The organism is Brachyspira sp. (assembly GCF_029258575.1).
Classification (GTDB): Bacteria; Spirochaetota; Brachyspiria; order Brachyspirales; family Brachyspiraceae; genus Brachyspira.
The window spans coordinates 1-14,440 of record NZ_JARHYI010000036.1 but is presented as its reverse complement, the minus strand read 5'-3'; the positions used below and the strand labels follow the sequence as shown (position 1 = coordinate 14,440).

Here is a 14,440-nt window from a genome sequence, read left to right as displayed (position 1 = left end):
GTAGGATTAATGAACATCTCATCTTTTACTTCTCTGCCTAACTCTTTTAAAGCAATATCAACTAAAGAGTTTTTACATATTTTCATTGAAGAAGAAGTCTTTGCTAATTCACGTCTTAAATCTGTAAGCTGTACTACTGTTGTTCCTCTGTAATCAAAGAATACTAAACCTGCACATGCTCCCATAGTTTCTTTAAGCAATGATACTGTTTCAATGTTTTTCTTATTAGGCATAATACCACCTCTATTATATTAAACTATTTTGATAATACTATTCATATAATGGGATCACAAAATATGACTTCGCTTAAACAAAATAAGTTTATTGCTAAATTAATTACATTTTAATTTTTTTATGATCTATCTTTATACCAACACCCATTGTAGATGTTATACCTATAGCTTTAATATATTCACCTTTTAAATCTGTAGGTTTTTTTCTTAAAATTTCATCATAGAATACTTTGAAATTTTCATTTAATTTGCTAACATCCATTGAAGCTTTTCCAATACCCATTCTAACTATACCGTTTTTATCAGCTCTGTATTCCATTCTTCCAGCTTTGAAACTTTTTACTGCTTGAGCTATATCAAGAGTAACTGTTCCTGTTTTTGGGTTAGGCATAAGTCCTTTTCTTCCAAGAATCTGTCCAAGTTTACCAACTTCTTTCATCAAATCTGGTGTAGAAATTGCAACATCAAAGTCAGTATATCCGCCTTTAATCTTATCAATTAAATCTTCAAAACCAACTTCTAAAGCACCAGCATTTTTCGCCTCATCAGCTTTCTCACCTTGAGCGAATACTACTACTCTCTTCTCTTTACCAAATGCATTTGGAAATGATAAAGTATCTCTTATTGAGTGTTTAGGTAATATATTAAGGTTTATTGTAACCTCAATAGTTTCATCAAATTTACAGGTAGCGTTTTTCTTAGCTAAATCAATAGCTTCTTCTACGGAATAGAGTCTTAATTTCTCTACTTGCTTTCTTATAGCGTCGTAACGTTTGCCACCTATTTTTTTCTCTTTTGTAGCCATAATTATTTTCTTCCTTTTCTTTCAAACGTTTACTCCCATTTATTATTCAATTAAACAAATGGTATGCTTTTAAATTTTTATTATTCTACTTTAATACCCATAGCACGAGCTGTACCCGCAACTATCTTCTTAGCAGCTTCTATATCATTAGCTGACATATAAGCCATTTTCTCTTGAGCTATTTCTTCAAGCTGCTTTTGATTGATTGTAGCAACTTTCTCTTTATTAGGAGCTCCAGAGCCTTTTTCAATACCTAATTTTTTCTTAATTAATGTAGAAGTAGATGTTCCTTTAGTAACAAATGTATAAGTTTTATCTTCATACACTGTTATATAGGTATTCAATAGCTGACCTTTCATTTTAGAAGTTTTAGCATTAAAATCTTTAACGAAAGCGGCTATTTGTATCTGCTTCTGACCCAATGCTGGTCCCAATGGTGGAGCAGGTGTTGCCTCACCTCCAGGTATGCGTACCTTTACAATACCAACTACTTTTTTAGCCATTTTACTACCTCTTGATTTTATTTTTTTATCTTTAATTTAATTTATAATTTTTTTACTTTATTAAATTCTAATTCTGTAGGAGTACTTCTTCCAAATATCTCTATCTTTACTGTTACTTTACCCTTATCAGGATTAATATTTTCTATAATACCATTCAAACCATTGAAAGGTCCATCTATTACCTGAACCTTCTCTCCTATATCAAATTCCATTCCTATAATTTCATTAATACCTGTTTTGGATTTTTCTTCTCTATTTTCGAATATACGAGCAACATCGGATTCGCTTAAAGGAGTAGGAATAATATTACCTTCTTCTTTAGTTGTTGCATGACTTCCTATAAAACCAGCAACACCTGGAGTTCTTCTCACCATTGACTGAGTTGCATCATTCATTATCATCTTTACTAAAACATAACCAGGATAAAAAAATTCTTCTTTAGAAACTTTTTTACCGTTTTTAGTAGAAGTTACTGTTTCTGAAGGTATATATATATCAACTATCAAATCAGTCATTCCATTTTCTTTAGCTCTTTTTTCTATACGCTCACGAACTTTATTTTCATAACCGTGCTGAGTATGAACTATATACCATTTATAATCTTTTATATCAGATATTTCTTCAGACATGTTTTAATCACCTATTATATCTATTTTTTCTCATATAACGAATAGCAAAATATACAACAAAAAGCAGTACTATAGCAAGCAATAAAACTAATGTAATTTTAGAAGATATTAAGCTACCCAAAATAGAACCGTCTAATAAAGCCCTTGTTAAAAATGTTACCACATAATCAGTAGCTCCCAAAAAAGCTGATGCCAAAATAAGCAATATAACAACAATAACTGTTTGATTTATAACATCCTGACGAGTCGGCCAAACACTTCTCTCAAAAAGTTCCTTTTTTATCTCTTTAATAGAATTTATTAAACTATTTTTCTTTTTATCCGCCATAAAAATTACCTTAAAATCATATTATCATTATAACATAAAACAATCAGGTCAGACAGGAGTCGAACCTGCAACACCCGGTTTTGGAGACCGGTGCTCTACCAATTGAACTACTGACCCAAAAAAATATATAAATATTCTTAAATTAAGAATTATTTATCTTGACACTTTCAATTCCTTATGAATTGTATGTTTCTTATCATGAGGGCAATATTTTTTTAATTCTAATTTCTCTGGAACATTTTGTTTATTTTTAGTTGTTATATAATTTTTTCTTTTGCATTCTGTACATTGAAGATGTATTTGTTCTGTTTTTACTTTAGCACCTGCCATTTTTTGCTCCTTAAATGTATCTTATACAAATTTCAGATAACCTATAATTTACAAGGTATGCTATTATATACCTAAATAATTTTTATGTCAAGAAAAAACTTATAATCTTTTCATAAACTTTATTATATTTTAGCAACTTTTTACTATTGAAAAACAATAATTTAATATATATAATCTATACTAAAAATTTAAAAAATCAATATTAAAATAGGAATAAAATGAAATTAATAAAACAGTTTTCTATAATATTTTTAATATACTCAATATCAGATATATTCAGTAAAGTATTAAAATTACCTATACCAGGAAATGTATTAGGAATGATGCTTATGTTTATACTTCTGTTATTTGGCATCATAAAAGAAAGTCATATAAATGAAGCAAGCAATATACTTATATCTAATATGGCATTATTATTTATACCAGGTACTTTGGCTATAATAGATGAATATAAATATGTTAAAGATGAAATTATACCTTTTGTTATAATATGCCTATTTATGGGGATAATTATTATGATAACTACAGGAATATTAGCACAGTTTTTTGAAAAGTTGTTTTCAAAAATGAGAAAATAATATATTTAATTAAATATAAAAAAACATATTTGGAAACATAAAAAAGGAAATTAAAAATGAAAGAATTATTCATTCAAAACCCTATCATACCAATAGTAATAACATTAATAGCATATATAATATCATATACAATATATATAAAAACTAAACTACCTATTCTTACACCATTGGTTACTAGTGTAATATTAGTAGGATTTTCTTTATATTTTATGCAAGTACCATATTCTGTCTATAATGAAAGTGGAGGAAAATTTATAAATGCTATGGTAGGTCCTGCAACCGTTGTTTTGGCTCTTCCGATATATAGAAATCTTCCAATACTTAAAGTTAATTTAGCCGTAATATTAATAAGTATAGCAATAGGAAGTTCTATAGGTATAATAGGAATATTTATATCAGCAAAATTAATGGGAATATCTGAAGCTTTGTATCCTTCTTTACTGACAAAATCTGTTACAACTGCAATTGCTGTGGATATAACTGCAAATATGGGAGGTATAAAATCAATTACTGTTTTATCTGTTATAATATCAGGAGTAGCTGGAGCGATTATAGCACCTTATATATGCAAAATATGCAAGATAAAATCTCCTTTAGCAGTAGGGCTTGCAATAGGAACATCTTCGCATGCTGTGGGAACTAGTAAAGCTATAGAATTAGGCGAAACTGAAGGTGCTATGTCTGGACTTGCCATAGGTATAGCAGGAGCTTTAACTGTGGTCATTCTTCCTATATTGTATAAACTGCTTTTAATAATATGGAGTTAAATTATCTTATTTTAGATTCCATTATATTAATAATATCATTATTATTAAAATATACATTAAATATATTTTCATCATCTCCGCAGTCAACCCTAGTGTCTATAGTTCCGTCTTCATTGATTTTTATCAGCATTTTATATATCTCTATATTATCATACCAATTATCATCAACATCTATAAACATAAAATCACCATAAGCATTCTTTAACTGCTCTTTGGAATCTGATACAATAGAAACATGTTCTTTTAATTTGGCAATAATATCCTCCAATTTCCAGCATTTATGAATACCTATATCAAATAAACTTTCAACTTCTTTTCCGAAAATTTTTACAGGTTTGAATACTTTATATAATTTCCAATCATCTTCACTTATATTGGCATCTTCTACATCTACTAAATCTTCTATATTTATCATCGTCTATCTCCATAAAACAATAGTTTTTTAATTAATTTTTTTATTTATAATGTATAAAGAAGGTAATGTTATTGATGAAAATACTATTATGCTGTAAAAAATGCCCTCTATATCTAAATCATATTTTATGTCGCATATCATATCTGTTTCTTTTCTGAAAGGTGTAGGCTTGCTGTCACCATCAGGACCTTTACATTCCTTTTCTGAAAATAAAACTAAGAGCATAAAAGATATTATAAATAAATATTTTTTCATAAATAAAATCTCTTTTTATATTTACTATATATAGTTTTTAGTATATTAAAAAAAGTAAATATGTCAATATTTATTAAAAACTGAATTAAATTTTATTTACAGAATATATTTAAATAAAACAAATATAATATTTAATTACCATTTATTGGCTAAAACTTCATCATAAGTAGGTATAGAATCTATAGCTCCTTTTCTAGTAACAGTTATATTAGAAACTTTTGTAGCAAAAATAATAGCTTCTTCAATAGATTTATCATCTGCTATCATTCTTACAACTCCTCCAAGAAAACTATCTCCTGCCGCTGTAGTGTCCGCAACATGAACTTTATAGGCATCGAAATGCTTTCTGTCTTTATTTGTGATAAGATCGCATCCTTTTGCCCCTAAAGTCAATATTATATTTTTAACTCCGCATTCAAATACATAATCTATTCCGCCTATAATATCTATTTCTGTTTCATTAGGTATTAATATATCAACACAGCTTAAAAACTCTTTATCCAATTTAATTGCAGGCGAAGGATTTAATACTACTGTCTTTCCTAGTCTTTTAGCTAAAGACGCAGCATACATAGCTATATCCAAAGGTATTTCAAGCTGCATAACTATTATATCGTATGAAGATATTAGTTCTTCTTTAATATTTTCTTTTGAAATTAAAGCATTAGCTCCCTGTGCTACAACAATATGATTAGCTCCGCTTTCTGTAACTGTAATAACTGCTATACCTGTAGAAACATCTTTTTTTATTATTAGATTATCAGTGTTAACATTATTAGAATTCAAAGCATTAATAAGATCTTTTCCAAAATTATCATCGCCTACAGCACCAAGCATACCTACATTGCCACCCAATTTTCCTATAGAAGAAGCCTGATTAGCTCCTTTTCCTCCATTGCTTGTATAGAAATTATTACCTAATATAGTTTCTCCTTCTTTAGGAAAACGGGGAGTTGTAACTACTAAATCTTTATTTATACTTCCTATAACTAAAATCTTTTTATTCATAAATTAAACTCCAAAAATAAATTTATAAAAGCAGTAATATTACAAATTACCGCTTTTATAATATTTAATTCTTTTATTGCTTTATTAAAGAAACTTCTACAGGTATTGATTTTTCAACTGTTTCACCATTAATTATTTTTAAAGCTGTTTCAACTGCTATAGCACCCATTAAATCTGGTTTTTGTGCAACAGTGGCTTTCATAGTGCCATCTTTTACAGACACAACGGCATCATCAGTTGCATCAAAACCAATTATAGCTATATTTTTTCCAACAGCCTGAATAGCCTCTAAAGCCCCTAAAGCCATTTCATCATTATGAGCAAACACTCCCTTAATATTTGGATTAGCCTGCAATATGTTTTCCATAACTGTTAAACCCTCAGCTCTATTGAAATTAGCTGTTTGACTTGCTATTATATTTAATTTATTATCAGCAGCCTCATGAAAGCCTTTACCTCTATCTATAGTTGCAGAAGCACCAGGTATGCCTATAAGTTCAGCAACTTCAGCTTTCTCTCCTATTAACTCTATTAAATATTCACCTGCCATTTTAGCACCTGAAACATTATCAGATGATATTTGAGAAGTTACCTCAACTCCATTGATTATTCTATCTAAAGCTATTACAGGTATATTAGCAGCTATTGCACTTTCAACAGCAGGAGCAACAGCATCAGAATCTACAGGATTAACTATTATAACTTGAACTTTTTTAGATATTAAATCTTCTATATCGCTTGCCTGCTTAGCAGTATCATCTGAAGCATTTACTACACTTAAATTTATATTAAGTTCTTTAGCCTTAGCTTTTGCTCCATCAGAAAGAGTTACAAAAAAAGGATTGTTTAAAGTAGATACAGATAATCCTACACTTAAACTTCTTTCAGTAGAAGAATTATTGTTTCCTCCTGAAGAACCACAGGAAAACATAAATACTGATAATAATAAAATAATAAGAATAATTTTTTTCATGATTTGCTCCTTAAAATTAAATTTATATTTTTATTCTTTTATTTTTCTACTAATTCTATCTATTTCTATCTGAAACAACAGCTAAAAATATAACTAAAGCTTTAACAACATCTTGATAATATGAAGATACACCTATAATATTTAATCCATTATTTAATACAGCTATTATAAGTATACCTATTAAAGTACCTGTAATTTTGCCTCTTCCGCCTGTCATACTAGTTCCGCCTAAAGCAACAGCAGCAATGGCATCTAATTCATAACCGCTTCCTAAAGTAGGCTGTGCTGAACCTAATCTGGATACTAATATTAAACCAGATAAAGCAGACATAAATCCAGAAACAGCATAAACTATTAATTTAATCTTATTTATATTTATTCCAGCAAGTTCAGCTGCTTTAGAATTACTTCCTGTAGCATAAATTTGTCTTCCTAATACTGTTTTATTTAAAACAAATAAAAATATAACAAAAAATACCAAAAGTATCCATACAGGTATAGGAACTCCAATAAATCCGCCCTTACCTATCTGATTTAAGATAACATTATCTCCAAGTCTTGATATAGGTCTTCCTCCGCTTATTATCATAGTAAGTCCTCTATATCCTGTCATAGTTATTAATGTAGCTATAAAAGGCTGAAGTCTAGATTTAGTAACCATTAAACCACTTACTGTACCCAATACTATACCAAATATTAATGCTACTATCATAGCTATAGGTGCAGGAAGTCCTAATTTTATAGTATGGGCACATATTATACTTGTTAATGCTAATATAGAACCTACTGATAAATCTATTCCACCTGTAAGTATGATACATGTCATTGCGAAAGCTATTAATCCATTAATAGCTGATTGTCTTAATAAAGATAAAAAGTTATTAATTGTTCTAAAATCAGGACTTATAACACTTGTTACTATTATTAAAATTACTAAAGCTATTAATGAACCATAATCTTGTATATACTGTAATTTATTTTTTTTATTATTCATAATTTTCCCCCTGTAGCAAGTATCATAATATTTTTTTCTGTAGCTTCATTTCTATCAAGAAATCCTGCGAGTTTGCCTTCATGTATAACCATAACTCTATCACTCATTCCTATTATTTCAGGAAGTTCTGAAGAAACCATAATCATAGCTAGACCTTTAGAAGTTAAATCATTCATCATATTATAAATTTCTTTTTTTGATGCTATATCAACTCCTCTAGTAGGTTCATCTAATATCAAAATCTTAGGATTACTTAATATCCATTTAGCAAATATTACTTTCTGCTGATTTCCACCGCTTAAATTATTACATATATGATTAACTCCGCTGCATTTTATATTAAAATCCCTTACAGCAAATGAACTTACAAAAGTCTCTTTCTCATCACTTATTATAAAGTTACTTTTTGTTATTCTATGGAAATTATTTAAAGATATATTATTTTTTATTGTTTCATTAAGCATAAGTCCCTCTACTTTTCTATCTTCAGTAATAAAACCTATACCATTTTTTATTGCCTCTTTTGGATTTTTGATATTAACTTTATTTCCATCCAATTCAATTTCACCATTATCTAAATGATAAACACCAAATATTGTTTTCATTATTTCTGTTCTGCCTGAGCCCATAAGACCATATACACCCAATATTTCTCCATAATTAACATCAAAAGATACATCTTTAAAATAACTTCCAGAAGAAATATTTTTAACATTTAAAGCAATACCTTTTTTTTCATTATCTGTTTTTGAAAATCTATCTCCTATATCCCTGCCTATCATCATATTGATAATTTCATTCATATTTGTATCTTTTATATTTTTTACGCCTATATATTCACCATCACGCATTACTGTTATTCTATCGCATAATTCAAATATCTCTTCCATTCTATGAGATATATATATTATAGATACCCCTTTTTTTCTTAAAGAATTAATAATCTTAAATAAATGCTCCGTTTCATTATTAGTCAATGCAGCTGTAGGTTCATCCATTATTATAACCTTTATTTCAGATATTAATGCTCTTGCTATCTCTACCATCTGTCTTTGACCTACAGACAAATCTGAAAGTTTATCATTAACATCTAAATTTATTCCTAAAGATGATAAAGTTTCTTTTACTTTTTGCTGCATAGCTTTTTTATCTAAAATACCAAATTTTGTATGTATTTCCTTACCTATAAATATATTTTCCTCTACTGTCATATCAAGAAGACTATTTAACTCCTGGTATATAAAAACAATACCATATTCTTCAGCCTCTTTTGGATGGTTAAAAGAAATACTTTTTCCATCTATAAATATTTCCCCAGAATCTTTACTATATACTCCTGTCAAAATCTTCATTAAAGTTGATTTGCCTGCTCCATTTTCACCCATCAAAGCATGAATCTCTCCATCATCTAATGAAAAACTAGCATTATTTAATACCTTTACATTACCGAAGGATTTCATAATATTTTTCATTTCTATTTTCATATATAATTCCCCAATTAATAATTAAAATATACATGCTGACTTAATTATTATATTAGAATATGGAGTATTTTCTCCTGTTCTTATAATAGCTTTACAGTTTGAAGTCTTCTTCTTAAAATCACTATGACTAATATATTGAACAGATACATCTTTTCCAAAAATACTAAGTATCTCATTATGAACATCAGCATTATTTGATTTTATCTCCTCAGCTAATATTATACTCTCAACCTTCATATCATTAATAACTTCTTTTAATACATCAACAAAAGAAGGTACTCCAAATTTTAATGATATATCTATTGTATTTACATTATCAGGACAAGGAAGCCCTAAATCAGATATACATATTAAATCAGTATGTCTCATATAAGATAAAACACTAGATATATCACTATTAACTATTCCATTTTTTTTCATAAATGCCTCTAAAATTGTATTATATAAAATATTAGTATATGAAAAAAATCATAGTTGTCAATTTTTTCAGAAAATTTTCAGAAATTTTTCTATAAAATTTCATGAAATAAATTTAATACAATAAAATAAAAAACATTGACAAATTATATTCCATATATTATATTTAAATAGAAATATTGAGATATATTAAATTATTATTATGAACGATAAAAAAATTACATTAAATTATATAGCAAAAAAAGCGAATGTTTCTGTTGCAACTGTTTCAAGAGTATTAAACGGAAACAGCAGTGTAGATGAAAAAATTAAAAATAAAATAAATAAAATTATTCACTCTGACGGATATAACATAAAAAAGACTAATAAAATAAAAAAAATAATATCTGTCATAATACCTGATATAACCAATCCTTTCTTTGCTAATATAATTGAAGGTATAGAAAACACTGCTAATCTTTACGGATATCATATAATATTATCACAATTCAAAGAAAATAAAGATATATCAAATTTTAAAGATATAACAAATATAGGAGTATCAGGGTATATTATAATACCCACTGTAGGAAGTACAAAATATTTTGATGCTATAGTTAATAATTCAAATTTACCTGTTATATTTTTGGATAGAAAAGCAGAACTTGAAAATATTAATTATGTAGGCTCTGATAATGAAATCGGTGCTTATAATGCCACTAAATATTTAATAGATTTGGGACATAAAAATATTATATATATGGCAGGTCCAAAAGATATAAGCACTGAAAAAGAAAGATTCATCGGATTCATAAAGGCTTTGAATGATAATAATATAAATTTTGATTATGATAAATATTATAAAATAGCAAATTTCAACTTTGATGAAAGCTATAATCAAATGAAAGAAATAATAAAATCAAAACTTGATTATACTGCTATATTTTCTGCCTGCGATATAATGTGTTTCGGTATAAAGAAAGCAACAGAAGAATTCGGAATATCAATACCTGATGATATATCATTAATAGGATATGATAATATACCATTTTCATCAATAATAGGATTAACAACTGTATCATCTCAGGCTTATGAAATGGGTAAAAATGCTGTACTTTCTATACTTAATATTATAAGCGAAAGAATAACAAATAATATAAATATAATACTTCAGCCTAATATAGTTATTAGAAATTCCTGTAAAAAAATATAAAGTTATATAGTTATTAAACAATAAATATTTAATAACCATTATTGCTATCTAAATTATTTAAAGCAAACTCATTAGTACTTTCTATATCTTTCTTCTCATAATCTTTAAGAGGTATTTTATTTCTTATTGCCGCATAAATAGTAGGTACTATAATCAATGTAAACATAGTAGAAACTATAAGCCCTCCAAGCAATGCTATAGATAAAGGCTTATACATCTCATTTCCACTTCCAATTCCCAAAGACATAGGAAGTATTCCCAATATAGTTGTTAATGTTGTCATAAGTACAGGTCTTAATCTTCTTTGACCAGCAATCAATGCGGATTCATCTCCATTAATATGTTTTTCATGCATAAGCTGATTCATATAATCAATAAGTACTATTCCATTATTAACAACTATACCAATTAATACTATACAGCCTATTGCACTATAAGCACTTAATGTTGTCTTTGTTATTAATAATGCAATCAAAGAACCAGCAAAGCCAAAAGGTATAGCAAATGCTATAACAAATGGTGCTATTAAAGATTCAAACTGACTAGCCATTATAGCATAAACTAATACCAAAGCTAATATCAAAGTTTGAATAAGCTGCATAAAAGCCTCATTCATCTCCTCGAAATCTCCGCTATAATTTATTGATATGCCATTCGGTATAAATACATCTTTTTCTATATTATTTTTTATTTCAGCAACTATTTCATTCAGAGGTCTACCGTAAGTACTTGCTATTACAACAGTAAATCTTTTTCTGTCTTTTCTTTCTATTTGATTAGGACCATAGCTTTTTACTATATTGGCTATAGAAGATAATGGTATTAACACGCCTTTAATAGGTATACTTATTTTCTCAATATCTTCAATAGTTACTTTATCAACATTTTCAAGCTGAACATTCACATCTATATCTGTAAAATCAGAATTATCAGGAGTTATAGTAGTTGCAGTTCTTCCTGCAAAACTAGTATTTATAATTCTAGCCACATCATTAACTTTAAGTCCCATTTTTGCAGCAATATCTCTATTGACATAAACCTGCAATTCTCTGTTGGATTCATCAATATTAACCATAGCACCTTTAACACCTTCTATATTTGATATGGAACTAACTATTCTATTACCCAATTCTTTAGCCTGTTCAATATTATCACCAAGCATCTCTATTATTATAGCCTCTCCTCCATTAACTTTGGATCTTGAACCTAATAATATTACATTAATTCTAGCAGGATAAAGCTGTAATTTTTCTCTGACTTTCTCAATATAATAATTTATATCACCAACTCTTCCTGATTTTTTTGCTTTTAACTGAACTCTAATATTAGCATTATTAGCTTCATTTCCCTTTCTTATCCTTGATTGCATTTTATTAATATCATTTTTAATAATGTCCTTTATATCATTTTCCATTAAACTAATAAATGACTGAGTCTGCTCATATTTAGTACCTATTGGCATTGTAACATGAACCATAAACTGCCCCTCATCTGTTCTAGGAAAACCTTCTTTACCTACAATATTAAAACCAAATATTATAACAGAAAATATTAAAATCATTGAAGGTATTAATACCGTTTTCTTTCTTCTTATTGAAAAAGATAAAAGTTTATTATATAAATGACTGACATTATCATGTATATATTTATTTACCAAAATTTCTAATTTACTTAAAAAATTTAATCTCTCATTTCCCACAAGTCTAGCTCCAAACATAGGAACTATTAAAATAGCAACAAGTAAAGAAGCTATCATAGATATTGTAACTGTAATGCATAAATCTCTAAAAATTTGACTAGTCATACCTTCAATATATAGAAACGGCAAAAATACTGCTATTGTTGTAAAAGTAGAAGCTGAAATAGCAAGAGAAACTGTTGAAGTGCCATTAACTGCAGATGAATATCTTCCAAAACCATTATTTCTATAGTAAAAAATATTCTCAAGTACAACTATAGAATTATCAACCATCATACCAATACCTAAAACAAGTCCTGAAAGAGATATAACATTTAAAGTTATTTTCATAAAATACATAAGCGTAAAAGTGATTATTATAGATAGAGGTATTGATATTGCTATTATTGATACAGTTCTTATATTCCATATATAAAACATAAGTACTATAATAGCAAAAAGTCCTCCCTGCCAAGCGGCATCAAGTACTCCTCTTATAGCTTCATTTATACTATCAGCTGTATTAAACATTATTTGATATTTTACACCGATTGGAAAATTATATTCTTCAAGTTTTTTTATAACATTCTTAGAAACTTCAACTGTATTGGCTCCTGATTCTTTACTTACAGATATAGATATAGAATTCGCTCCATTAACCCTTATTATATTAACATCATCATCATATCCCTCATAAACCTCTGCCACATCTTGTATCTTCACTATAGCTTTGTTTTGTCCATTTCCTTTTAAAGATACAGCAGTGTTCTTTATATCATCAATACTAGTTATCTCCCCCATTGTTCTTATAGTATATTTATAAAAACCCTGATTTGCCTGTCCTCCTACCAAATTGTTATTATCGCGTGCAAGTGCAACGGCTATTTCATTAATATTGATATTATATGCTTTTAATCTATTAAGATTAACATCTATCTTTATTTGTGATTTTAATCCACCCAAAACTTCAGCCTGTGCCACACCTTTAGCCTGTTTTATTTGAGTAGCTATTTGATTATCAGCTATATTATATAATGCCGCCTGATCATCTATACCATAAACTGCAACTTCCATCAATGAAGTATCATCTACATTGAATTTTCTTATTATAGGCTTATCTGCAGTATCTGGAAGTAGAGGTAAAATTTGATCCAAAGCCTCTCTTATATATTCAGTAGCATCAGTTAAATCCGTACCCCAATCAAATTCTATTAAAACATTTGATGCATTTTCTCTAGATGTAGATGTGATATTTTTTATATTATTTACAGTTGCTACAGCACCTTCAATTACCTTTGTAACAGATTTTTCTATCTCTTCAGGACCTGCATTTTTATACTTTGTATTAATACTTATATATGGAACTTGAATACTAGGCATAAAGTCTATTGAAAGCCTAGACAAACTAATAAAGCCCAGTATTAATATTGATACTATAAACATAAGTACCGTAACTGGTCTTTTTACAACTGTTTCTATTATTAATTTCATAAATTATTTTCCAAATTTATTATATCATGTTAGACAATAAAATGTGAAAAAAGTTTTAAATTTATAGATAATTAAAAAAATTGAAAGTATGGAAGTTTATCAATTCATTATGATAAACTAGCTGAAATAGCTGATGAAAACACTTTAAAATATTCGCGAAAGATATAAAAAAGATAGAAAATCAAAATGATATTTATACCATCAATTCAAGAGTAAATATTAAAGGTAATATATTCATTGAATTAAAATCTGATTAATTTATACTTACAGGAAATACACTTGAGATGAGAAAAAATGCAAATAAAATTACAACTTTAAAAGTTTATAATAAAAATACTCTTAAAGGTAAATATATAATAA

General features: G+C 27.8%; 17 protein-coding genes and 1 tRNA gene. 3 read left to right on the top strand and 15 right to left on the bottom strand.

The features are described 5' to 3' along the window. The 7 genes from rplJ to rpmG all read right to left on the bottom strand — a co-directional run. The coding region (rplJ, locus tag Q1J76_RS03065) for a 50S ribosomal protein L10 (RefSeq protein WP_300366616.1) at positions 1 to 233 on the bottom strand (233 nt) is incomplete at its 3' end. A gap of 103 nt (positions 234 to 336) precedes the next feature. Beyond that, positions 337 to 1,038 (bottom strand): 50S ribosomal protein L1, encoded by a 702-nt coding sequence (gene rplA / locus Q1J76_RS03060; protein WP_300366614.1) that lies wholly within the window; start codon positions 1,036 to 1,038, stop codon positions 337 to 339. Positions 1,039 to 1,118: 80 nt separating this feature from the next. After that, on the bottom strand, positions 1,119 to 1,541 hold the full coding sequence (rplK, locus tag Q1J76_RS03055; protein WP_300366611.1) for a 50S ribosomal protein L11: 423 nt from the start codon (positions 1,539 to 1,541) through the stop codon (positions 1,119 to 1,121). Between the two features lie 41 nt (positions 1,542 to 1,582). Next, positions 1,583 to 2,170: a transcription termination/antitermination protein NusG gene (nusG, locus tag Q1J76_RS03050; protein WP_300366608.1), complete on the bottom strand. Its 588-nt coding sequence runs from the start codon at positions 2,168 to 2,170 to the stop codon at positions 1,583 to 1,585. A 7-nt stretch (positions 2,171 to 2,177) separates the two neighbouring features. Continuing rightward, complete coding sequence (gene secE, locus Q1J76_RS03045; protein WP_300366605.1) at positions 2,178 to 2,498, bottom strand: preprotein translocase subunit SecE; 321 nt, start codon at positions 2,496 to 2,498, stop codon at positions 2,178 to 2,180. 44 nt (positions 2,499 to 2,542) lie between these two features. After that, positions 2,543 to 2,615, bottom strand: a tRNA-Trp gene (locus tag Q1J76_RS03040). 36 nt (positions 2,616 to 2,651) lie between these two features. Next, positions 2,652 to 2,828, bottom strand: coding sequence for a 50S ribosomal protein L33 (gene rpmG, locus Q1J76_RS03035; protein WP_008723772.1), 177 nt, complete (start codon positions 2,826 to 2,828; stop codon positions 2,652 to 2,654). Positions 2,829 to 3,046: 218 nt separating this feature from the next. On the opposite strand from rpmG, the gene Q1J76_RS03030 reads away from it, so the two are divergent. Together Q1J76_RS03030 and Q1J76_RS03025 are read left to right on the top strand one after the other, a co-directional pair. Then, complete coding sequence (locus tag Q1J76_RS03030) at positions 3,047 to 3,406, top strand: CidA/LrgA family protein (RefSeq protein WP_300366601.1); 360 nt, start codon at positions 3,047 to 3,049, stop codon at positions 3,404 to 3,406. 56 nt (positions 3,407 to 3,462) lie between these two features. Then, on the top strand, positions 3,463 to 4,173 hold the full coding sequence (locus Q1J76_RS03025) for an LrgB family protein (protein ID WP_300366598.1): 711 nt from the start codon (positions 3,463 to 3,465) through the stop codon (positions 4,171 to 4,173). A 1-nt stretch (position 4,174) separates the two neighbouring features. Here Q1J76_RS03025 and Q1J76_RS03020 read toward each other — a convergent pair whose 3' ends face one another. The 7 genes from Q1J76_RS03020 to rbsD all read right to left on the bottom strand — a co-directional run bounded on the left by Q1J76_RS03020 (position 4,175) and on the right by rbsD (position 9,722). Beyond that, on the bottom strand, positions 4,175 to 4,588 hold the full coding sequence (locus Q1J76_RS03020) for a hypothetical protein (RefSeq protein WP_300366595.1): 414 nt from the start codon (positions 4,586 to 4,588) through the stop codon (positions 4,175 to 4,177). A 27-nt stretch (positions 4,589 to 4,615) separates the two neighbouring features. After that, positions 4,616 to 4,843, bottom strand: a complete 228-nt coding sequence (locus Q1J76_RS03015; protein ID WP_300366592.1) for a hypothetical protein — start codon at positions 4,841 to 4,843, stop codon at positions 4,616 to 4,618. A gap of 135 nt (positions 4,844 to 4,978) precedes the next feature. Next, on the bottom strand, positions 4,979 to 5,851 hold the full coding sequence (rbsK, locus tag Q1J76_RS03010; protein WP_300366589.1) for a ribokinase: 873 nt from the start codon (positions 5,849 to 5,851) through the stop codon (positions 4,979 to 4,981). Positions 5,852 to 5,924: 73 nt separating this feature from the next. Continuing rightward, positions 5,925 to 6,824: a D-ribose ABC transporter substrate-binding protein gene (locus Q1J76_RS03005; RefSeq protein ID WP_300366586.1), complete on the bottom strand. Its 900-nt coding sequence runs from the start codon at positions 6,822 to 6,824 to the stop codon at positions 5,925 to 5,927. Between the two features lie 55 nt (positions 6,825 to 6,879). Continuing rightward, positions 6,880 to 7,818, bottom strand: coding sequence for an ABC transporter permease (locus tag Q1J76_RS03000; protein WP_300366583.1), 939 nt, complete (start codon positions 7,816 to 7,818; stop codon positions 6,880 to 6,882). Continuing rightward, complete coding sequence (locus tag Q1J76_RS02995; protein ID WP_300366580.1) at positions 7,815 to 9,302, bottom strand: sugar ABC transporter ATP-binding protein; 1,488 nt, start codon at positions 9,300 to 9,302, stop codon at positions 7,815 to 7,817. The genes Q1J76_RS03000 and Q1J76_RS02995 overlap by 4 nt, the downstream gene beginning before the upstream one ends. 21 nt (positions 9,303 to 9,323) lie before the next feature. Continuing rightward, complete coding sequence (gene rbsD, locus Q1J76_RS02990; protein ID WP_300366577.1) at positions 9,324 to 9,722, bottom strand: D-ribose pyranase; 399 nt, start codon at positions 9,720 to 9,722, stop codon at positions 9,324 to 9,326. A 199-nt stretch (positions 9,723 to 9,921) separates the two neighbouring features. On the opposite strand from rbsD, the gene Q1J76_RS02985 reads away from it, so the two are divergent. Next, positions 9,922 to 10,911 carry a LacI family DNA-binding transcriptional regulator gene (locus Q1J76_RS02985; RefSeq protein WP_300366574.1) on the top strand — a complete coding sequence of 330 codons (990 nt, stop codon included), beginning with the start codon at positions 9,922 to 9,924 and terminating at the stop codon, positions 10,909 to 10,911. Positions 10,912 to 10,939: 28 nt separating this feature from the next. On the opposite strand, the gene Q1J76_RS02980 is transcribed toward Q1J76_RS02985, so the two are convergent. After that, the gene (locus Q1J76_RS02980; RefSeq protein ID WP_300366571.1) at positions 10,940 to 14,080 is read right to left on the bottom strand and encodes an efflux RND transporter permease subunit; all 3,141 of its coding nucleotides are present in this window, start codon (positions 14,078 to 14,080) and stop codon (positions 10,940 to 10,942) included. Positions 14,081 to 14,440: the final 360 nt, after the last annotated feature.

Coding starts and splice junctions, on each gene's coding strand:
- rplA (WP_300366614.1), bottom strand. CDS start 1,038: ATGGCTACAAAAGAGAAAAAAATAGGTGGCAAACGTTACGACGCTATA.
- rplK (WP_300366611.1), bottom strand. CDS start 1,541: ATGGCTAAAAAAGTAGTTGGTATTGTAAAGGTACGCATACCTGGAGGT.
- nusG (WP_300366608.1), bottom strand. CDS start 2,170: ATGTCTGAAGAAATATCTGATATAAAAGATTATAAATGGTATATAGTT.
- secE (WP_300366605.1), bottom strand. CDS start 2,498: ATGGCGGATAAAAAGAAAAATAGTTTAATAAATTCTATTAAAGAGATA.
- rpmG (WP_008723772.1), bottom strand. CDS start 2,828: ATGGCAGGTGCTAAAGTAAAAACAGAACAAATACATCTTCAATGTACA.
- Q1J76_RS03030 (WP_300366601.1), top strand. CDS start 3,047: ATGAAATTAATAAAACAGTTTTCTATAATATTTTTAATATACTCAATA.
- Q1J76_RS03025 (WP_300366598.1), top strand. CDS start 3,463: ATGAAAGAATTATTCATTCAAAACCCTATCATACCAATAGTAATAACA.
- Q1J76_RS03020 (WP_300366595.1), bottom strand. CDS start 4,588: ATGATAAATATAGAAGATTTAGTAGATGTAGAAGATGCCAATATAAGT.
- Q1J76_RS03015 (WP_300366592.1), bottom strand. CDS start 4,843: ATGAAAAAATATTTATTTATAATATCTTTTATGCTCTTAGTTTTATTT.
- rbsK (WP_300366589.1), bottom strand. CDS start 5,851: ATGAATAAAAAGATTTTAGTTATAGGAAGTATAAATAAAGATTTAGTA.
- Q1J76_RS03005 (WP_300366586.1), bottom strand. CDS start 6,824: ATGAAAAAAATTATTCTTATTATTTTATTATTATCAGTATTTATGTTT.
- Q1J76_RS03000 (WP_300366583.1), bottom strand. CDS start 7,818: ATGAATAATAAAAAAAATAAATTACAGTATATACAAGATTATGGTTCA.
- Q1J76_RS02995 (WP_300366580.1), bottom strand. CDS start 9,302: ATGAAAATAGAAATGAAAAATATTATGAAATCCTTCGGTAATGTAAAG.
- rbsD (WP_300366577.1), bottom strand. CDS start 9,722: ATGAAAAAAAATGGAATAGTTAATAGTGATATATCTAGTGTTTTATCT.
- Q1J76_RS02985 (WP_300366574.1), top strand. CDS start 9,922: ATGAACGATAAAAAAATTACATTAAATTATATAGCAAAAAAAGCGAAT.
- Q1J76_RS02980 (WP_300366571.1), bottom strand. CDS start 14,080: ATGAAATTAATAATAGAAACAGTTGTAAAAAGACCAGTTACGGTACTT.